The sequence below is a fragment of the Snodgrassella sp. genome (assembly GCF_024103505.1).
Taxonomy (GTDB): Bacteria; Pseudomonadota; Gammaproteobacteria; order Burkholderiales; family Neisseriaceae; genus Snodgrassella; species Snodgrassella communis.
This window is the reverse complement of sequence record NZ_JAGGIJ010000005.1, coordinates 119,133-139,308: the sequence shown is the minus strand read 5'-3', so window position 1 is coordinate 139,308 and position 20,176 is coordinate 119,133. Positions and strand designations below refer to the sequence as shown.

15 protein-coding genes and 1 tRNA gene are annotated in these 20,176 nt (G+C 42.3%); 8 read left to right on the top strand and 8 right to left on the bottom strand.

The window, feature by feature from the left end; translation table 11 throughout:
- Window positions 1–137 precede the first annotated feature (137 nt).
- From J6578_RS06805 to sbmA, 3 genes are all read left to right on the top strand, one after another.
- Complete coding sequence (locus tag J6578_RS06805; RefSeq protein WP_100150543.1) at window positions 138–845, top strand: 5'-methylthioadenosine/adenosylhomocysteine nucleosidase; 708 nt, start codon at window positions 138–140, stop codon at window positions 843–845.
- A 198-nt stretch (window positions 846–1,043) separates the two neighbouring features.
- Window positions 1,044–2,636: a phosphoethanolamine transferase gene (locus J6578_RS06800; RefSeq protein ID WP_287954173.1), complete on the top strand. Its 1,593-nt coding sequence runs from the start codon at window positions 1,044–1,046 to the stop codon at window positions 2,634–2,636.
- A gap of 160 nt (window positions 2,637–2,796) precedes the next feature.
- Window positions 2,797–3,999, top strand: coding sequence for a peptide antibiotic transporter SbmA (gene sbmA, locus J6578_RS06795; protein WP_239365129.1), 1,203 nt, complete (start codon window positions 2,797–2,799; stop codon window positions 3,997–3,999).
- A 166-nt stretch (window positions 4,000–4,165) separates the two neighbouring features.
- Here sbmA and J6578_RS06790 read toward each other — a convergent pair whose 3' ends face one another.
- Complete coding sequence (locus J6578_RS06790) at window positions 4,166–5,932, bottom strand: cation:proton antiporter (RefSeq protein ID WP_287954172.1); 1,767 nt, start codon at window positions 5,930–5,932, stop codon at window positions 4,166–4,168.
- A gap of 384 nt (window positions 5,933–6,316) precedes the next feature.
- Between J6578_RS06790 and fumC the strand changes: the two genes are divergently transcribed.
- Complete coding sequence (gene fumC / locus J6578_RS06785; RefSeq protein ID WP_287954171.1) at window positions 6,317–7,705, top strand: class II fumarate hydratase; 1,389 nt, start codon at window positions 6,317–6,319, stop codon at window positions 7,703–7,705.
- A 122-nt stretch (window positions 7,706–7,827) separates the two neighbouring features.
- Here fumC and J6578_RS06780 read toward each other — a convergent pair whose 3' ends face one another.
- The 6 genes from J6578_RS06780 to J6578_RS06755 all read right to left on the bottom strand — a co-directional run bounded on the left by J6578_RS06780 (window position 7,828) and on the right by J6578_RS06755 (window position 15,292).
- Window positions 7,828–8,271 (bottom strand): META domain-containing protein, encoded by a 444-nt coding sequence (locus tag J6578_RS06780; protein WP_287954170.1) that lies wholly within the window; start codon window positions 8,269–8,271, stop codon window positions 7,828–7,830.
- Between the two features lie 90 nt (window positions 8,272–8,361).
- Window positions 8,362–9,204 (bottom strand): RnfABCDGE type electron transport complex subunit B, encoded by an 843-nt coding sequence (locus J6578_RS06775; protein WP_287954169.1) that lies wholly within the window; start codon window positions 9,202–9,204, stop codon window positions 8,362–8,364.
- A gap of 145 nt (window positions 9,205–9,349) precedes the next feature.
- A complete protein-coding gene (locus J6578_RS06770) occupies window positions 9,350–10,753 on the bottom strand; it encodes an efflux transporter outer membrane subunit (protein WP_287954168.1) in 1,404 nt (467 codons plus the stop codon).
- Window positions 10,750–11,985 carry an HlyD family secretion protein gene (locus J6578_RS06765; protein WP_287951265.1) on the bottom strand — a complete coding sequence of 412 codons (1,236 nt, stop codon included), beginning with the start codon at window positions 11,983–11,985 and terminating at the stop codon, window positions 10,750–10,752. The genes J6578_RS06770 and J6578_RS06765 overlap by 4 nt, the downstream gene beginning before the upstream one ends.
- 14 nt (window positions 11,986–11,999) lie before the next feature.
- Window positions 12,000–13,679, bottom strand: a complete 1,680-nt coding sequence (locus J6578_RS06760; protein WP_093091697.1) for an MFS transporter — start codon at window positions 13,677–13,679, stop codon at window positions 12,000–12,002.
- 392 nt (window positions 13,680–14,071) lie between these two features.
- On the bottom strand, window positions 14,072–15,292 hold the full coding sequence (locus J6578_RS06755) for a uracil-xanthine permease family protein (protein ID WP_371807098.1): 1,221 nt from the start codon (window positions 15,290–15,292) through the stop codon (window positions 14,072–14,074).
- Window positions 15,293–15,493: 201 nt separating this feature from the next.
- On the opposite strand from J6578_RS06755, the gene J6578_RS06750 reads away from it, so the two are divergent.
- Together J6578_RS06750 and J6578_RS06745 are read left to right on the top strand one after the other, a co-directional pair.
- Window positions 15,494–15,569, top strand: a tRNA-Thr gene (locus J6578_RS06750).
- A gap of 550 nt (window positions 15,570–16,119) precedes the next feature.
- Window positions 16,120–16,362, top strand: coding sequence for a hypothetical protein (locus tag J6578_RS06745; protein ID WP_239403125.1), 243 nt, complete (start codon window positions 16,120–16,122; stop codon window positions 16,360–16,362).
- 518 nt (window positions 16,363–16,880) lie between these two features.
- Here the strand turns inward: J6578_RS06745 and J6578_RS06740 are convergent.
- A complete protein-coding gene (locus J6578_RS06740) occupies window positions 16,881–17,084 on the bottom strand; it encodes a cold-shock protein (RefSeq protein WP_025330479.1) in 204 nt (67 codons plus the stop codon).
- Between the two features lie 226 nt (window positions 17,085–17,310).
- On the opposite strand from J6578_RS06740, the gene clpS reads away from it, so the two are divergent.
- Both clpS and clpA read left to right on the top strand, forming a co-directional pair.
- On the top strand, window positions 17,311–17,616 hold the full coding sequence (gene clpS, locus J6578_RS06735) for an ATP-dependent Clp protease adapter ClpS (protein WP_093091701.1): 306 nt from the start codon (window positions 17,311–17,313) through the stop codon (window positions 17,614–17,616).
- A 150-nt stretch (window positions 17,617–17,766) separates the two neighbouring features.
- Window positions 17,767–20,061, top strand: a complete 2,295-nt coding sequence (gene clpA, locus J6578_RS06730; protein WP_239365111.1) for an ATP-dependent Clp protease ATP-binding subunit ClpA — start codon at window positions 17,767–17,769, stop codon at window positions 20,059–20,061.
- The last annotated feature ends 115 nt before the right edge of the window (window positions 20,062–20,176 follow it).

Genomic DNA, 20,176 nt, shown 5'->3' with positions numbered 1-20,176 from the left:
TCTGTTTAGTAACCATAATATTGTCTGTCATTTCTTTACGTCATCTTATGTATAAAAATATGCATTTGTAATATTGTGGTTTGTGTAATTAATTTATGCTATTCTACTTTGTGAGCAAATATCATAAAGACTGGATTATGCATAAACCTTTAATGGCAATTATTGCTGCAATGCAGCCGGAACTGGACTATTTACTTGAACAGCTGGATAAGCGGCAGGATAGTGTGGCTGGTGCTGTACATTTTCATCAGGGTGAAATTAACGGGGTGCAGGTGATACTTGCCCTCAGTGGTATAGGTAAGGTCAATGCTGCGCTCACGACTTCTATTCTCATTGAAAGGTTTGCTCCTGATTATGTCATAAATACGGGCAGTGCCGGCGGTCTGAAAACGGGTATGCAGATTGGCGATGTAGTGGTTGGCAATGAGGTAGCTCATCATGATGTTGATGTGACTGTTTTTGGTTATGAGCATGGTCAGGTACCACAATTGCCGCCAAGATTTTTTGCAAACCAGTATCTTATTGATGCAGCCAGACAGGCTGCACAAGTTTTTTCTGGTGCCGAAATCTATACTGGTTTAATTGTCAGTGGCGATCAGTTTATCGGCACTGCTGAACAAAATCGTTTTATTAAAGAAAAGTTTGCAGATGTAGTAGCCGTGGAAATGGAAGCAGCTGCAATTGCACAAACCTGCCATCAGCTCAATGTCCCGTTTGTGATTATCCGTGCTATTTCAGATAATGGTGATGCTGATGCTTCAATCAGTTTTGATCAGTTTTTGCAACAGGCTGCTATTCACTCAGCAAAGATGGTAATTAATCTGATATCTGTATATAAATCATAGAAGTTTTCGCTTACTTATCAAATGTAACTACTTTTTTGCTTATACAATGTTAAAGGTCAAGAAATTCTATAAATTTTGATAATTGTTGTTTAATACAGGTTAAAGTATAATTTAAGCCGTTTAATAGACAATTACTATATCTCTATGCTATTTGATTAAAATTTAATTCTTTATTTTTATATCATCGGGGAAGTAGCATTGAAGTTAGTTGTTAATATATTTGTCATTTTATTGTTGCTCGTTTTTTGTGGCTTATCTGTCCTTGGTACCTCAAGTTACTCCGTCATTTATCAGATTGGTTTATATTTTGCGACAGTTGGTTATTTTAGTCTGTTAATTCTGTTATGGAAAAGCAGGGTTACGCGTATTTTCTCAATCTTATTGTTATTTCTCTGGTGTTTTAATACTGGTATATCGCTGATAATGTTTCAGATATATCATTGTCATTTTAATGCAGAGCTTGCTATTACTATGTTAGCTTCCAATACCAGTGAAGCGATAGAGTTTCTGTATTCTTACTGGCATGTGGTCTTGTGTTTAATGTTCATGTTTATTTTGTTAATTGTACTCATTAAAACTGCAACACAGATTTTATCTTTGCCGGTTCTTAAAATTATTGTAATCATATTTATAGCTGCTATACCGCTTAAAGCATTAGAGCAGATTGCTAAAGGTAGACTCAGTCAAGACAATTTTGATTTAGGAGAAAAAGTATGGCCTTATACTGGATTGAATAATTTTGCCATATTTTCGCGTGCTTATAAGGACATGCATGTTCTTAAAACGGTAGCTGGGCAGCAAACGGTATATGAATTGCAACGTAAAGAAACCGATATAGATACTTATGTGGTGGTGATAGGTGAATCAGCCAGACGTGCGAATTTAAGTCTTTATGGTTATTCCAGATTAACTACACCCAATATTGACAAAGAGCGTACAAATTTATTTATTTTTAAACAAGCAGTTGCTCCGGCTCCGGTAACATTGATGGTGGTGCCAAATGTTTTAAGCAAAAGAACGATAAATGACAAAGGTATTGATAAGCTGAACGATAATATAGTAAATCTGGCTGCTCAGGCTGGTTTTAAAACTTACTGGTTAAGTAGGCAGGGTAAAATTAATAAATATGAAACATTAATTACAGCTATTGCAAATGCGGCAGAGAACAAGGAATGGTTGAATGATGGATATGATGATACTTTACTGCCCAGATTTATAAAAATATTGAATGAGAATGGTGTTGAAAAAAAACTGATTATTCTGCACATAAATGGTAGTCATAAAAATGCATGTACAAGGTATCCGGAAAGTGAACAGGTATTTAAGAATGGGCGCTCTTCAATAGAAGACTGTTATGATAATTCTATTCATTTTACCGATAAAATATTGGGAGAAATTTTTAATCATTTACGCAATAAAAAAGCCTCATTATTGTACTTTTCAGACCATGGGCAAACTATTAAGATTAAACGGGGGCAGATAGATTATACACATGCTGTTGTGCATCCAACTAAAGAGGGGCTAGATGTGCCGCAATTTATCTGGTATAGCCCAAAAGTGCCCGATAATAGTAGAAAGACAGGTGAATATAAGGAGGTATATCCTACTGAGGATAATTATTATTTAATTCACGATTGGATGGGTATTGAGAAAGTCAATGAGTTAAATACACATTCTGTTTTATCAACAGATTTTATCCCGCGTAAAAAAATTCAGGTGATTGATACAGATTTGAATATTTTTGATTATCAGGATTTGCCGCTTGACGAAATCAGACCTTACCAGAATTAGATTATATTAATTGACTTTGTATAAAAGTAACTATTTAATAGCTGCTTTACAATTAGTCTGGTTGTGTAAGCATTGTGACAGAAGACAACAATAGCTGACATAGTTTGAAACCATAAATATTTTGTCTTTCAACCGGCAGTCATTTTATCAGGATGGTATTGTGTTTCAGTCATTTTTCCCAAAGCCACGTTGGTTTTTCCTGTCCGCCATATTGTGGATTGGTCTGAATATTTTTCTCTGGTATGCGGGCGGTAAAGCAGCAGGTGAATGGTTTGGCTGGTCACCTGGCTATGCTGACAAGCCTTTGGCTGTTGGTCTGTCGCGTTTCTGGTCACCTGCATTTTTATGGTTTTATATCTGGTTTGTACTGGCGACAACCATTTTTGCGGTTTTCTGGTCAGTGATAGCACGGCATCCGTGGCAACGGTGGTCAATATGGGGTTCGGCCTTAATTTTGTTCAATATCTGGTTTAATGTGCAGGTAAATGTAACCATCAATGCTTGGTATGGTCCGTTCTGGGACATGATTCAGAAGATGCTCGGTAGTGGTGGTGGGTCAATCAATCATATTTATCAGAATATGCTCACATTTTTACTGATTGCGATGGTGGCGGTGACTGTGATTATGCTGAATGCTTTTTTTGTCAGCCATTATGTATTTCGCTGGCGTACAGCCATGAATCAGTATTATATCGACCACTGGCCAAAATTACGTACTGTTGAGGGGGCTTCCCAGCGTGTTCAGGAAGATACCATGCGCTTTGCCACGATTGTGGAAGAGCTGAGTGTGAGTTTGGTACGAGCCGTTATGGTGTTGATTGCGTTCTTACCGATTCTGTTTCAGCTATCCAGCCATGTACCAGTATTACCACTGATTGGTGAAGTTAAATATTCGCTGGTATGGGCGGCATTGGGTTGGTCATTGTTTGGTACGGTATTGCTGATGGCTGTGGGTATTAAGCTGCCTGGTCTTCAATACAATAATCAGAAAGTGGAAGCCGCCTACCGTAAGGAACTGGTCTATGGGGAAGATTATGGTGAGCGCGCCCGGCCTGCTACCTTGCAACAGCTTTTTGAGCGGGTGCGGGTGAATTATTATCGCTTGTATTTCCACTATGCCTATTTCAATATGGTGAGTACTTGGTATCTACAATTAGACGGGCTGTTTGGTCTGTTTGTGTTAACACCTTCTATTGCAGCTGGCACGATGACTCTGGGGTTGATTAATCAGATTATTAATGTGTTTAATAATGTGCGTGAATCTTTTCAGTATCTGATTAATTCTTGGAAAACTATTATTGAGCTTTTATCCATTCATAAACGTCTGAAAGCTTTTGAATCGATATTGCATGAGCAGAATTAATAGTACCTATCATGCTCATATTGGTATGGTGAAAATGATTTTCGTGTAAATATGGTTATTAAATTTAATTTAAATACTTGTTTACTTAATATTATTTTCTGAATTTGTATTTGCTGATAGTGAGTTACAGCTGTATTTTCAAAACATAGGCTGCTGTTGTTCTTTGCTAATAATCCAGCGCAATCAGTCTTTTGCCAATCGCCGTAGCAGGCTGAAATTCAGTACTGATGATAGATAGGGTATTGTTTTTATCCTGAAGAAACAGGGGTATTGCCTGCGGATGATCGTGGCAGTATTGTTGATAATCATAGGTAGCTGTAATATTGGTAATTCTAATCCTTGCCTGTTTGTTGAGCATGTTTTCCAGTCTGCTGAAGGTGACATCTTTTTCAAACAGTTGGCGGAATACGTACTGATGCTGTTTTTGTGCGCGGGAAGTTAAATCCTGCTCTTCGGCAAAACGGATGCGGTAAATATTCTGTTCACCAAATTCATGCCGAAACTGTAGCTCACATAAGGTATTCAGTTCTTTATCACGGCTCACGGCAAACAGATGGCCAATACCAATCAGGTCTAGCTGAGTTTGCGCGTTTTCTGAAACGGGATTGCCAAAATAGGTTCGTAGCCCTTGCATGCGTGCGCGAGCAATCTGGACATAGTGATAATCGGCTACTAGCACATCAATATTCAGTTGTTTGAGGGTATTGGCCAGCATAAGGGCAACTTCATTGCTGCCTACTATTAGTACGCCATTATTGCCTGGTTCACGCACTTTGAGTAAGCTGGCTACGGTTTTTGCACCCAAGCCTTGAATCAGCACTGTACCAATAATAATCAGAAAAACCATGGGTGCTAATAGCTCAGTGCCGGCTAAATGCTGGTTTTGCAGGCGCAGTGCAAACAATGAGGCAATGGATGCGGCAACAATACCACGTGGTCCAATCCAGCTTATCATCAACTTTTCCTGTACGTTTAAACCGGAATTAATGGATGAAAACCATACGGCCAGAGGGCGGGCAACAAACATGGCGATGCATAATAAGGCCAATCCACGCCAGCCCAGACCCAGTAAAGCAGCCACATCCATGCGCGCAGCCAGAATAATAAACAGGGTGGGAATAAATAACAGGGTGAGGGATTCGTTAAAGGCCAGTATGCTTTGTCGGGGGAATTGTGGCCAGTTGGCCAGTGCCAGCCCCAAGATGGTAACGGTTAACAGACCGGACTGGCTTTCCAGATAATTGGATACGGAAAATACAGTGAGCACAAAAGCAAAGGTCACTACATTGCGCATGTATTCGGGCAACCAGTAGCGCTTGATGGCATTGGCCAGAAACACAGCACCCAAACCACCGCAGATGATGGCCACAAGCACAATTTTGCTGAAAAGTAGCAGTGAGTTTTCGTGGCCATTGGAAACGATGTATTCGTATACCAGCACTACAGCTATGGCGCCAATCGGATCGATAATAATTCCTTCCCAGCGTAAGATGTTGGCAATTTGAGTGCGCGGACGCACGCTGCGCAGCATCGGTGCAATCACTGTCGGGCCGGTAACGCAAACAAGGGCACCAAACAGTAAAGCCACGCGCAAATCCAGTTTAAACAGCCAGTGTGCAGCCAGTGATAATACGATGATGGTTATTAATGCGCCTAATGTGACCAGATTTTGCACGACACGGCCATGCTGGCTGATTTCATGAAATTGCAGGGTAAGGGCACCTTCAAACAGAATAATTGCTACACCCAGTGAGATGCAGGGAAAAAGCATGTTTCCCATTACTGCATCCGGTTGAAACCAGCCCAGTACAGGACCAATTATGATGCCGGTAAACAGCAAAAACAGTACGGACGGTTGTTTCAGATACCAAGCCAGCCATTGTGCACCCATGCCTAATGCCAGTAATGCTGAAAACTGAAAGGCTATATCCATTGTTTATGCTTGTGTTGTTTACCAGTTTTATATTTTGCCACAAACTGGTTTGAATATTGTTATTTTCGTTCAGATCTATATGAGAGAGCGGGATATCTGAATGCTGATTGTGTGTTTCGGTTGTACAATATATATCTATATTGGTATATGTCGGTAAATTATAATAAATTTGATGGCAAAATATTGTTCTTATTTTAATATATGTTTATAAATGCAATAAATTGGCGGTGAGGTTGATTGAGTCACTGCACAATTCAGTCTGTTTTAATGGTAATGTGGATGAAATATTTTCCAGAGATTTTGGGAATGTAATTAATGTCTGACTGGTGTGTACATTATTGTTTTGAATTTGAATATTAATGTGCACGCTATTATGGAGACGGTATGAATACACGTATTGAACATGACAGCATGGGTGAAATCGCTGTATCTGAAAATGTTTATTGGGGTGCGCAAACTCAGCGTAGCCTGCAAAATTTTGACATTGGTGGCGAAACTTTGCCTCCAGCCATGATTCAGGCAATGGCTTTGGTTAAAAAAGCAGCAGCATTAACCAATCAGCAGCTTGGACGCATCAGTGATGAATGTGCCAGTCTGATTGTGCAGGCAGCTGAACGTGTTCTGGCTGGCGAGCTTGCTGATCAGTTTCCATTAGTAGTATGGCAAACTGGTTCTGGCACTCAGAGCAATATGAATATGAATGAAGTTCTGGCCAATGTCGCTAATGAAATCGCTGGCCAGCCACGTGGCAGTTATCAACCGGTGCATCCGAATGATCATGTTAATCATGCACAGTCTACCAATGATTCATTTCCGGCAGCCATTCATGTGGCTACGGCCATTCAGATTAACCAGCATCTGATTCCTACTGTGCAGGCTTTACGGGATACGCTGGCTGCAAAAGCTGAGGATTTTAAAGATATTGTTAAGATTGGTCGCACTCATTTACAGGATGCAACACCATTAACACTGGGACAGGAATTTAGCGGTTATGTTAGCCAGCTAGATCATGGGCTGGCACGCTTGCAGCAGGCATTGCACTGGCTTTATGAGTTGCCACTAGGTGGCACTGCCGTGGGTACGGGGCTGAACAGTCATCCTCTATATGCAGAAAAAGCTGCGGCAAAACTGGCAGAACTGACTGGTTTGCCGTTTGTTACTGCACCTAACAAATTTGAAGCTCTCGGCGGGCGTGATGCGGTGGTATTTGCTTCAGGCAGCCTGAAAACGCTGGCCGTAAGTCTGAACAAGATTGCCAATGACATCCGCTGGCTGGCCAGTGGTCCACGCTGCGGTATAGGTGAAATTACTATTCCGGCCAATGAGCCCGGTTCAAGTATTATGCCGGGTAAAGTAAATCCAACACAGTGTGAGGCGATGACGATGGTAGCTGCTCAAGTGATGGGTAATGATACAACGATTACTGTCGCAGGTGCTTCCGGTAATTTTGAACTAAATGTGTTTATGCCGGTGCTGGTGTTTAATGTTCTGCAATCAGTGCGTTTGCTGGCAGATGCATGCAACAGTTTTAATTTGCGCTGTGCAGTAGGCATTGAGCCAGTACGGGAAAAGATTGATGCCAATTTGCATCATTCTCTGATGCTGGTTACTGCACTTAACCGTCATATTGGCTATGAAAAAGCAGCTAAGATTGCTAAAACCGCTTATGCACAAAACACCAGTCTGAAACAGGCCGCAATTGAGCTTGGATTTCTGACGGCAGAAGAATTTGATAAATGGGTCATTCCAGAAGATATGATTGCTCCGCATTAATGTTATAAGCTAGAGAAAAAGCCACATGGTAATAATGTGGCTTTTTTGTTGGGATAACTTTTTCAATACGATGAAATCAGCGGCTTTGACTGTCTGTAATGAGTTACTGGTGTTGAAGAGATTTATTTATTTTTGTTTTCAGTTTCTTGGACTAAACGTGCTTCAACTCGAACATAATTATTTTTATCCAGTAATTGCAGACGCATACCAATATTGTCATTAACTATGCGCCATGAGTCAACAAAACCAAGTGTGCCAGTACCGGTGCGTTCATCTTCGATATTGGCACACAATTTGTTGATACCAGCAGGCTGGCTTAAGCGCAAAGTATGATTAGAATCGTGATAAGTACCACTTATTTGGTTGCAACCAAAGTAAGCAAAGTATTGATGGGTTTTAGGATCAAAACGAATGCGCGCAGACGCATCAGGCGTGGGTTCGCCGTTCAGGGTACGAATTTGCCAGTTGCCGGATAAGTATCTGGTATTGGGCTTGTGTGCAGAAGTACAGGCATTAAGCACCAGCAGGGTGGTTATGCAAGTCAGAATCAATTTTAGCTTTTTCATTTTTTGAATTTCATTAGTTTGGGTTGTTAATTAATTTCGATTATAACTTGTAAGTTTATTATTTTTTTTAATTTTATCAGGCTAAATATATTATTGCTGGGGTTCATGCTGTTGTTTATATAAACGTAACCAAGTGAGTGCATCGGCTTTCTGTTGCTCACTACCATATTGTAAATCACGCATCGCGCGGCGATAGCCTGCTTGCTCCTGAGCTTTGGCAATTTGTTGTTGCTGGAATGATTCTTGATTGTCAGGAACACGTCGTTGTAACTGCTGGGTTTGAGCTTTGGCCATAGCTTTGGCAATCAGTGCAGCCGAATTGATGCTACTGGCTGATTTGGTTGAAGATGTAGCTGTTATTGCTGTTTTTTGCAGGCGGTGTGCATGTAGTTGCTGTTCTTTCTGGTGCTGTAAGCGTTGCAGACGGGCTGTGCGATGTTGAAAACGTACCTTAGCCTGTGTGGCAGCGGCAAAACGTTCGTCCTGCTGTTTGTTGGCCAATTGTCGGGCACGTGGCAGCCAGTGTTCTTGTACTGGCTGCATAGTGATACAGTCTACCGGACAGGGCTCAATGCATAATTCACATCCGCTGCATTCATTGCTGATTACGGTGTGCATTTGCTTAGTTGCGCCCAGAATAGCATCAACCGGACAGGCTTTGATGCAGGCAGTGCAGCCGATACATTCTGCTTCATCAATCAATGCTATTGCTTTGGGTTGCTGCGCTTTGAACGGATCGGCTGGAGGCAGAACAGACTTATTCAGTAATTTTGCCAGATCCATGATAACGGTGGTGCCACCCGGGGTGCACAGATTAATCGCAGCTTCTCCTCGGCTTAACGCCTGTGCATACGGCAAACATCCCTGATAACCACATTGCCTGCACTGTGTCTGAGGTAAGAGCCGGTCAATGTGTTCTGAATCAATAGACATAATAAAACTGCAAAACTGGATACGGGAAACAAAGCTATTTTAACATACTGATCAGGTAACGAATCAGCAGGTACTGCCAAGCTATTTTTTGAAGATGTTGGTGTGCAGCTTCCTGTTAAGAATGTATTGATATATTAATCAGGGCTTATTGATATTGAGATTTTTTTACTATTGTCCAGCCGCCACCTAGAGCCTGATAGAGGGAAACTTGTGAGGTTAGATAATCGGCTTTGCTTTGAATAAGCTGGCTTTCTACACTAAGCAGATTACGCTGGCTGTCTAAAACATCCAGATAGGGAGAATAGCCGCTACGGTAGCGATTGGTTGCGTGGTGCAGGGCATTGGCTAGCGCTGCACGTTCCATTTCCAGAGCCTGTTCCTGTTGCTGCAAGTGGTAGCTGCTGGAAAGTTGGTCTTCGACTTCTTTCAGCGCAGTCAACACGGTTTTACGATAATTCCAAGCTGCTTCGTTCCGTTTAGCGACATTCAGGTCAAAATTGGCGTGTATTTTTCCGCCTTCGAAGATGGGTGCCAGTACGCTGCCGCCTATACTCCATATATTAACCGGTTCTTTAATGGGAGCAGTAGAAAACACGCGGCCAAATGTGGCGCTGATTTTTACTGATGGAAAAAACTCTGCCTGTGCTGAGGCCAGATTGGCGTCACTGGCGGCCAGTAATAATGATGACTGTACGATATCCGGGCGGTTTTTCATCAGATCGGAGGGCAGCATGGCGGGAATGGCCGGTGCATGCAGTTCAGACAAAGATAAGCCTCGTTCGATAATTCGGCTATCACTGCCTATCAACATACTGAGTGCGTGTTCCTGCTGACTGATACTGGATTGAATCACTGGAATCTGTTGCAGCGTAGCCGCATATTCAGCCTGTGCCTGATTAAGTTCAAGTTGTGAGGTATAACCGACGTTGGCCTTAGACTCGGCAATTCTGAGTTCACGCTGCCGTGCGTTCAGTGTTTTTTGCAGCAGATTCAGTTTTTCATCCAGAGCACGCAGGGTAATATAAGATTTGACTGTGGTGGTAATGACGCTGATGCGGGTAGCTGATGCTGCCATTTCGGTAGCCTGCCGGCTCAGGCGGCTGGCTTGAAATGTATTACGATTTTTACCAAATATATCCAGTTCATAGGCAGCCTGAAAAGTAGGCTGTTCAACTCTGGTAATGTTCGCTACGCCAAAAGCATTCAGGCTTTTTTGCCGGGTGGTACCACCACTGGCATTGATACTGGGTAACAATGAGGCACGCGAGGCATGTTCCAGAGCCAGAGCCTCTTGGATCCGCGCTTGTGCCAGAGCAATATCGACGTTATTGATAAGGGCTTCGTTGATAAGCTGATTTAAAACCGGATCATTCAGCTGTGTCCACCATTGTGCATCTATATTTTGTATTGTTTGAGGATAGTGTTCATGCCATTGTGCAGGTGTCTCTACCCGTGCTGTTGCTGGGATAGCGGGAATGCGTGGAATACAGCCATTTACGCTGATGGCTAGTGCTGTCAGTGCCAATAGTTTCACTAAGGGTGTTTTCATGTTCTTACTCTGGTGGTGTCAATATTCACTACCACAGACATGCCCGGGCGCAAACGCTCAAAAAGTTCATTATGGTTATCAATGCGGATACGTACGGCAATACGCTGTGGTACTTTAACGAAGTTACCTGTGGTGGTATCCGGCTTGATAGCAGAAAATTCACTACCGGCTGCTGGAGAGATTTTTTCCACTGTACCGCTGATTTTGGCGCCATTAAGTGCATCTACAGTAAACCAAGCTGGCTGGCCAACGCGAATATTGGCTGTTTGTGCTTCCTTGAAATTGGCTACAACCCATTTGCGTGGCGGTACCAGAAACATTAATTGTGTGCCCGCGTTAACAAGCTGGCCGTTTTTAACCGTGATTTCACTTAAGCGGCCATTCTCTGGTGCTCGCACAACTGTATTGGATAGGTCAATCTGCGCCAGCCCCAGTTGCGCATGTGCATTATCGACGTTCGCTTTCAGACCGCTTTTGTTGACTTGAGTACTTTTCAGTTCTTCCTGAGCAATCCGATATTGTGCTTTGGCCTGTGTTACGCCGGTCTGAGCCTGTTTCAATGCAGCACGAGTCTGGTCACGCTCACGTAAAGACAACGAGCCATCGGCTACCAGTATGTTGACACGCGCCATGTCTGCCTGTGCTTTTTCCAGTTGAGCTTGGGCGTTGGCAATATCCGCTGCCCGTGCTGCCAGTGTGGCTTCTTTACTGCGGCGGTTTTGCTCATAATTGGCCAGACTGCTGTCTTGCAGACCAATTCCGGCTTCAGCCGCAGCAACTTTTTGTTTATAAATGCGGTCATCAATCTGAATTAATGGCTGGCCGGCTTTAACGTCGTCAAAATCCTGCACATATACTTTAGTCACGTATCCAGTGACCTGCGGGCTGATGATTGTGGTTTGACCGCGTATGTAGGCATTATCGGTAGAGACTATAGCACTGCGAAATGGTGGTAATTTCCAGGCGCGTAAAATCATCAGAATACCGAGCATTAATATCAGTACCAGTATGGCAGTAACAAACCATTTGCGTTTCGGAGGTTGCCATTGGCTGGCTACTGTCTGGGCTGGCGATGGATTTTCTTTTTCTGCCGGTGCAGCATTATCTGCGGGCTGATTTGAATCAGCCTGATTATCGACTGGCTGTATGGATGCTGATGATTGTGGTTTTTCAGTCTGCTTCTGGTCTGTTTCTGAAGGTTGTTCAACGCTTTTTTGCTCTATGTTAGTCATTATTATCCTCTATGTTATTGTTTTGGTTCTTGCTGCATCGCACGTTGGCGGGCTGCTGCATAGTTTCTCAGTTCGTGCCCGATGGGGTTGGTGCCATGTATCTGATGCCACCAGCGATGTGCGCCGACAACGAGAAAACAGATTAATGAACCCATACCAACTGCGACAAATAAGTCATTGTAGGCAGCTATTTGTGCCAGCATGGTATCCTGCTGAATCAGTTTGCTGACACCATAGGCGTGATTCCATGTGCTGTCGAAGCTGAAACGCTCGCTGGCAAGTGCATTTTGCTGGATTAAATGGTTAATCTGCGGGTCTGTAAGATAGGAGCCATCGGCACTATTGATTAAATGTACGCGTGTCCGAATAGTGATAAATGCATTAAGCAGGGCTGAACCAATCAGTCCGCCAACAGTCTGAGAAAAACCGAATACTGCGGAAAAACTCATGATGTATACTGAGTCTTTTGAGATAGCTCTAATCAGTCCCTCCATCATTACAGGCCCGAAGAAAAACAAAGAGGCGAAAGCAATCATAAATTCTGGAATGTAGAAATTAATCGGCCTTGACCACTGGTTTTGTCCTACTTCCATAAAACTGGCCACGGCAATGATGGCAAACGAAATGACCAGAGGTAATTTAATATCGGTAGGTTTGAATGTGAGTACGCTGGTAATCAGACCTAGCGCTGCACCACAGGAAGTGACTGCATAAAAATGCATCATTTGGTCGTTACTCAGACCTAATACAGTCATTAAACCGGCTGCACCCATATTTTGCTCGGATAGGGCTACTCGAATCAGGGAACCGAAAATCAGGATTTGAAGCATTCCGTTGGTGTGCATCATCCATTTGATATCAAGCATTGGCCGTTTGCGATTGTATTCGATGATAACAGCGAGCATACAGCACACAACGCCAGCTACAAAAAGCCAGCCAATCCAGTCTTTGTCCCACCAGACAATTCTTCCCTGTACCGCACCGGCAGAAATAAATGCAATGCCGGCAGCCAATAAGGGAAAGCTGATGAGGTCAATTTTTTCAAATGATTTTTCTAGATAGCCGGAAGGAATAGGTAATAGCCATACTGCTGCGCATACCAGAAGAGCCATTCCTAACTGAAAACTGAATATAAGCTGAAATTGTTCGTATTGTAACAATAGGGGAGAGATGAATCTTGCTAGCGGCTGACTAAGCTGAGTTAGCCCCAGTCCGAGTATCATGCCTTTACCGCGATGAATGGTTGGCATGGCCTGCATCATGTAATACATGGCCATGCTGTTTAAGCTGCCACCTACCAGTCCGCTCATGCCCCGGGCGATTAATTCCATATGGTAGCTATGGAAAAAAAACTGTAGGCTATTGGTCAGTATCAGCCCCAGAATAATGTAACTGACATACCGCGGTAGGCCGAAATTCTGGCGGATTTTGAATAATAATACGCTGATAATGGCACTGAACATGTAATAGGATACTTGTATCCAGCCACCCTGTTCGGGTGTTAGCCCCAGATAACCTTGCATCTGCGGAATATTGGCCAGCATCATGCCATTGGTAAATCCGGCAGTTAAACCCACAAGTACACCGATGATGCCATAGCAGACACGCCGTTGCCACGGATGGTCTGGGAACGAGGGCGAACCTGCCATCATGGGGCGTTCATGCGGTTTTAACTGATAGGTGGTATGTGACATGGAATTCTTGCTGCCATATATAATTTGCTGAAGCAGCTATAATTAAAAATGCCATCCAATATTCCTGAGTAATTCAGGTGGATGGGTAACAAAAGCTCAGCATGAAGCTATTTTAAAACAAATTGTTGGTTTCTGCGAATAATGATTTAATCAATGTAAGATTAATCTGATAGTAGCAATGTTTGGATTAGATTATTGTTTTATAATTGAATAATTGGTCTCAACCTATTGAGGGCAATAAACTTACTCATATTGGCACTTTGAAATATCAGAATAAGTCAATTATTTACTCATTCAAAAAATCATAATATATTCTTTAATCACAGTATACCGAAAAAAATCGCAGAGCCTAAGCAACTGCGATTTTGTAATAAATTCTAAAAGGAGACTATTCAAGTCTGAGAAGACGATTTGGATGGCAACAATAAATTCAGTACTATCGCCAGTAAGGCACATAAGCCCACACCAGCAAAAGCCATAGTACCAATTTTGACTACCATGCCCCCAACACCCACAACCAATACGGAACTTACAATAACCAGATTACGCGGTTCCATCAAGTCCACTCTGGCATCAATCAGTGTTTTCAAACCTAATGAAGCAATCGTACCAAACAGAAGCAACATAATGCCACCCATCACTGGCAGCGGGATGGAACTAAGAAATGCATTAAACTTACCAAAGAAAGCCATAAAAATCGCAAATACAGCTGCCCATGTCATGATTACTGGATTACTGTTTTTAGTAATCATTACAGCACCAGTTACTTCGCCATAGGTTGTCACTGGAGGGCCACCAATCAAACCGGCAATACACACGCCCAAACCATCACCGGCCAAAGTGCGATGCAAACCGGGCTCTTTTACATAATCATGCCCAGTTACCTTGCCAATGGCCATAATCCCGCCGATATGCTCAATAGTCGGAGCAATGGCTACCGGCAGCATAAATAGCGCAGCCTGCCAGTTAACTTGTGGTGTAGCAAAATGAGGTAGGGCAAACCATGGCGCTGCCGCCATCGCACTGGTATCCACCATTCCAGTTAACAAAGCCATGATATAACCTGCGGCCACACCAATTAGAATGGGAATCAAACGCATCATTTTGCTGCCAAATACCGTTACAATCACTGTTACAGCAAATGTAAAACCGGACAAAAACAGCGAATGAGTGTAATCCACCACCTGTATATCACCTGATCTGCCCATGGCCATATTACTGGCCACCACTGCTACTGATAGTCCAATCACCATAATTACCGGCCCAATAACCACTGGTGGCAGCAAACGGTGTACCGAAGCCAGCCCGCGCCATTTAATCAATGCAGCAAACACAAAATACATAAAGCCGGCAGCAAACAGACCAAACATGGTAGAAGCCAGTCCCCATTCCTGCATGGCATAAATAATCGGGGCAATAAATGCAAACGAAGAACCCAGATAAATCGGTACCTTGCGTTTAGTACAGATTTGAAATAATAAAGTACCAATACCAGCACCCATCAATGCCAGTGCAGGATTCAGCCCCGTTAGCAGCGGTACCAGAACCATGGCACCAAATGCAACAAACAGGATTTGTGCGCCAGCAAGCGCAAGTTTAAATTGGTGTCCCAATCCGATACTCCCCATTAAATAAACAAAACTCTGCATTATAGTATATGGCGGTATAAAAAATAGTTATAGTTTGTCACTCGTAAGCCAAAGCTTGAATAATTTAATTAACCAATGAAACAGCAGTTTATTGCTCAATCCAAAAAAAATTAAAAAAAAAGCTTGCGCAATCGAATTTAATTGCGCATAATGCGCATCTCCTTAGCCGGCATAGCTCAGTTGGTAGAGCAGCTGACTTGTAATCAGAAGGTCCCGAGTTCGACTCTTGGTGCCGGCACCAATTCTAAATATAGCGTAACCAGTGGTTGCGCTATATTTTTTTGGCTAATGAGCTGTGCTCAATTAAAATGTATCTTTTTTATTATGGTGTAGTAGATTTAGTTGCTTCGTTTGCTGGCTGGACTAGGTAAGTACAAAAATTTAATTCACAACTTATCTTAAAAATACCCAAACTGTTTTACCTTATTAATAATAAATAAAAAATGGGCAAGAACCTTGGAACTTAGCTTACGTTATTACCACACAATTTGTATTATAAAATATTATTATTTTATAAATTATCATGTTAAAAGCTTAATTGCGCTGATTATTTAAGGTTTTTCAATGCTGAATACCCTTAATATCAGACTCCTAATTTGACGATGTATATCTTAATATGTATTGTATATCACAGGTATAATGCCTGATATAACATATCATCAATATTGGGCTACATATAATCATTGCCGAGGATAAAGTATTGTTGACTTACTTGGCGGTGTAATTAATCATCATTGGTAAACAACACGGATAAAACAGAAATTCAGCTGGAACAGTTAACTGAAATCAGTATGCGAGCAAATCAACTATTTGCTAATATTGATCAATTCGCTCAAGATCTTCAGCGAAAATACAACTTTTATCCAGATCTAACTGTATATGTATGTGCTTGCGCATTAGGGCATATATCAGACATTACTATGTTAATTTACTCAATGAATCCTCAGCTGGCACCGGCATATTTGGAAGGGACTGATTACAATGCCATTGTTGAGCGAATCAAAAAGGAAAAAAAGAATTTGACGCATCCATAGCCAGAGATGAAGAAAAAAATTAAGTTTTTAAAAACTCTTCTCGGAGCTTTACTCTTTGTCCAATTTTCTATACTGCACAGATAGAGTAAATTATTGATTCCTTTGGTATAAGTAAGCGGATTAACATATGCTCTTGGTTGCACGTGAATAAATCAGCTAACTTATAGTAATCTATATCAGGTTATCCAAATCTTTTTAACTCAATTATTGATAACCTGAAAAACAGGCCGGCACTTATCTGGTGGCTAAAACAAAAAAAGCTATAAATTCGAACTGTGTAAACAAAGAATGTTGGCAAAAGCCAGCTAAATGCATCTGATGCAATCAGATAGTCTTTTTAAGCATGATTGAACCTGCACTACCCGAAAATTCATACGACTGGCTAAATATTTCTATTTGATGCATATGGTTTGGCTGAGTAGCAAGTTGCAGGTAATGGTGTGAATGTATTTCCTGTACCAAACAGAAAATAGCGGCATCTGCCGCTATTCTGATACTAACCGGACAACCGGCTAAGATTAAGCTGCCTGAATGTTAGCCGCTTGTTTACCTTTTGGACCTGTGGTCACGTCAAAAGATACACGTTGACCTTCTTTCAAGGTTTTGAAACCATTCATGTTAATTGCAGAGAAGTGAGCAAACAAATCTTCGCCACCTTCATCTGGAGTGATAAAACCAAAACCTTTAGCGTCGTTAAACCATTTAACAATACCAGTTGCCATGAAACTTCCTATACATAAAAAACAAAATAAAGAACAAGTTTGCGACACAGCAGGACCAAAAAAATAGTGAACGACTGTACGACAGTTTGTCTGGCAGCCTGTGTCTGACTTGTTAAGTAGTCTTTTTACATAGGTTAAGAACTAACGTCAAGCAAGCTTACTGAAAAATGATAAAATTATTACAACCGTTACTAAAAACCCACAGATAAATGTAGATTTGTACACAATGTCAAATACGAATACACAAACTGTTAGCCAGAACCAGAAAACCATGTTAAAGCCGCCAAAACGCTATAAAGTGGTATTGTTAAATGATGATTATACGCCAATGGAATTTGTGGTGGAGGTGTTGACAGATGTATTCCATTTACCACACACGCAAGCCATTGCCATTATGCTGATGGTGCATGAGTCTGGCCGCGGGGTGTGCGGTGTGTTTCAGAAGGATATCGCCGAGACCAAATGCAATCAGGTAATGTTGCGAGCAGAGGCGGCCGGCTTTCCACTGCAATGCCTAGTTGAAGAGGCCTGAAATTGCTGATTTAAGTACAGTGTTCTGAAATTGAAATGCCATATGGGTCAGATGCAACTTGAACTTTATCATCTATGCTTCATGTTTATGCAAATGACTGAATTTTGTTATAGTCATAATTGATGACGATACTTTGCTAGGAGGTCGAATATGATTTCGGCACAGCTTGAAAAAATTTTGCAGTATGTTTATGCCGAGGCGCGTAGTCAGGCTTTTGAATTTATTGGTATCGAACATTTACTGCTCGGCCTGTTGCAGCAAAGTAACGATGTAAGTGAAGTGTTGCAGGCTGTAGGTGTAGATAATAGCTTATTGATCAAACAATTACAGCAAAATATTCGCGAAAATACTCCAGTGTTGTCGGAAAGTGAGCGGGAAAAATCAGAATTGCAGCCAACACTTGGTTTTCAGCGCGTTTTGCAACAAGCTATTGTACATGTACGGGCAGCACAGGCAAAAGGAGAGGTAACGCCAGTAGATGTACTTGTGGCTATTATGTCGGAAAAAGATAGTTTTGCGGTGTATTTTCTGGAATCACAGTCGGTAAATCGTTTGGATGTATTGCGTTACCTAACTCTGGGCAATCCTAATCTTACTCAAGATAAAGATACTGAACCGAGTAATGATAATGAAGCAACCAAGCCAGAAGTAAAAGCTTTAGATCTCTATACGGTAAATCTGAATCTGGAAGCACTGGCTGGCCGGATTGATCCATTGATTGGCCGAAGTGAGGAAATGCAACGCCTGATTCAAACTTTGTGCCGGCGACGCAAGAATAATCCTTTGCTTGTGGGTGAGGCAGGGGTTGGTAAAACCGCTCTGGCAGAAGGGCTGGCATATTTGCTGGTACATGATAAGGTGCCTGAATCGATTAAAGGTTCCGTGGTTTTTTCGCTGGATATGGGCGCTTTGCTGGCCGGTACCAAATATCGGGGAGATTTTGAGGCACGGCTGAAAGCCGTTATCAAGGAATTAAGTGAACTGGACAAAGCTGTATTGTTTGTTGATGAAATTCATACCATTATTGGTGCTGGCAGTGTGTCTGGCGGTACGATGGATGCCTCAAATCTGCTTAAACCCGCTCTGGCTAAGGGTAGCATGCGCTGCATAGGTGCAACGACCTATCACGAGTATCGTACTATTTTTGATAAAGACCATGCCTTGAGCCGGCGCTTTCAGAAGATAGATGTGGTAGAACCATCTGTGCCGGAAACTGTACAGATATTGCAGGGATTACGTCCGGCATTTGAGCAATTCCATCAGGTGCGATATACCCGTGCGGCATTGCAGGCTGCTGCTGAATTGTCTGCACGTTATATCAATGAGCGATTCTTACCTGACAAGGCTATTGATATTATCGATGAAGCTGCTGCGGCACAGAAAATACAGCCTAAATCCAAACAGCGTAAAGTTATCGGACGGGCAGAAATTGAGGCGATAATTGCTAAAGTGGCACGTATACCGGAAAAAACGGTGTCGCATGACGATAAGCAAGTGCTGCGTTTTCTGGCAGATAATCTGAAAGCCAAAGTGTTCGGACAAGATCAGGCTATTGAGGTGTTGGCTGCTTCGATAAAAATGGCGCGTTCCGGCCTGAAACAGGCAGATAAACCAATTGGCAGTTTTTTGTTTGCAGGCCCTACGGGTGTCGGTAAAACTGAAGTGGCTAGGCAGTTGGCACAGTTGCTGGATTTGCCACTACTGCGTTTTGATATGTCGGAATATATGGAGCGACATGCCGTTTCACGCCTGATTGGTTCGCCACCGGGCTATGTTGGTTATGAACAGGGCGGTCTTTTGACAGACGCGGTCAATAAACAGCCATATTGTGTGTTGCTGCTGGATGAAATTGAAAAAGCACACCCAGATGTGTTCAATGTGCTATTGCAGGTGATGGATTATGCCAGACTTACTGATAATAATGGTCGGAGTGCAGATTTTCGCAATGTAATTGTGATCATGACTACCAATGCAGGAGCTGCTGAACTGGCTAAACACAATCTGGGTTTTACCGGCGTGCGTGAGCAATCAGATAGTCTGGCTATGATTGAAAAAACCTTTACTCCCGAATTTCGTAATCGCCTTGATGCCATTGTGCCGTTTAAAGCACTAAATGAAGAAATAATTGCTAAAGTGGTGGATAAATTTTTGCTGGCGCTGGAGCATCAGCTACTGGCTAAACAGGTGGTGGCCGAGTTTACGCCGGCCTTACGTATTTATCTGGCCAAACATGGTTTTGATGTAGCACTGGGTGCTCGACCGATGCATCGTTTGATTCAGGAGCGGATTCGTAAGTTACTGGCAGATGAGCTACTGTTCGGGCGTTTAAGCGAAGGCGGTAGTGTGGTTATTGATTATCAGCCACAATCAGACAAAGTGGTATTGAATTTTTCAGCTTCACAATTGTCCGACTGCAAAAATCTTGAATCATTAGCTATTGAATAATTATGTTAAAAAATACAAATTAAAAATAAAAAAAAAGTGTGGCTGAACACCACACTTAAACACACACATCAAGAGGAAACCAATCAAAGTGAATTCATTATAATCTCTTTGCTTT

Coding starts and splice junctions, on each gene's coding strand:
- J6578_RS06770 (WP_287954168.1), bottom strand. CDS start 10,753: ATGAAAACACCCTTAGTGAAACTATTGGCACTGACAGCACTAGCCATC.
- fumC (WP_287954171.1), top strand. CDS start 6,317: ATGAATACACGTATTGAACATGACAGCATGGGTGAAATCGCTGTATCT.
- J6578_RS06765 (WP_287951265.1), bottom strand. CDS start 11,985: ATGACTAACATAGAGCAAAAAAGCGTTGAACAACCTTCAGAAACAGAC.
- clpS (WP_093091701.1), top strand. CDS start 17,311: ATGTCAAATACGAATACACAAACTGTTAGCCAGAACCAGAAAACCATG.
- J6578_RS06790 (WP_287954172.1), bottom strand. CDS start 5,932: ATGGATATAGCCTTTCAGTTTTCAGCATTACTGGCATTAGGCATGGGT.
- clpA (WP_239365111.1), top strand. CDS start 17,767: ATGATTTCGGCACAGCTTGAAAAAATTTTGCAGTATGTTTATGCCGAG.
- J6578_RS06745 (WP_239403125.1), top strand. CDS start 16,120: ATGCGAGCAAATCAACTATTTGCTAATATTGATCAATTCGCTCAAGAT.
- J6578_RS06805 (WP_100150543.1), top strand. CDS start 138: ATGCATAAACCTTTAATGGCAATTATTGCTGCAATGCAGCCGGAACTG.
- J6578_RS06780 (WP_287954170.1), bottom strand. CDS start 8,271: ATGAAAAAGCTAAAATTGATTCTGACTTGCATAACCACCCTGCTGGTG.
- J6578_RS06740 (WP_025330479.1), bottom strand. CDS start 17,084: ATGGCAACTGGTATTGTTAAATGGTTTAACGACGCTAAAGGTTTTGGT.
- J6578_RS06775 (WP_287954169.1), bottom strand. CDS start 9,204: ATGTCTATTGATTCAGAACACATTGACCGGCTCTTACCTCAGACACAG.
- J6578_RS06760 (WP_093091697.1), bottom strand. CDS start 13,679: ATGTCACATACCACCTATCAGTTAAAACCGCATGAACGCCCCATGATG.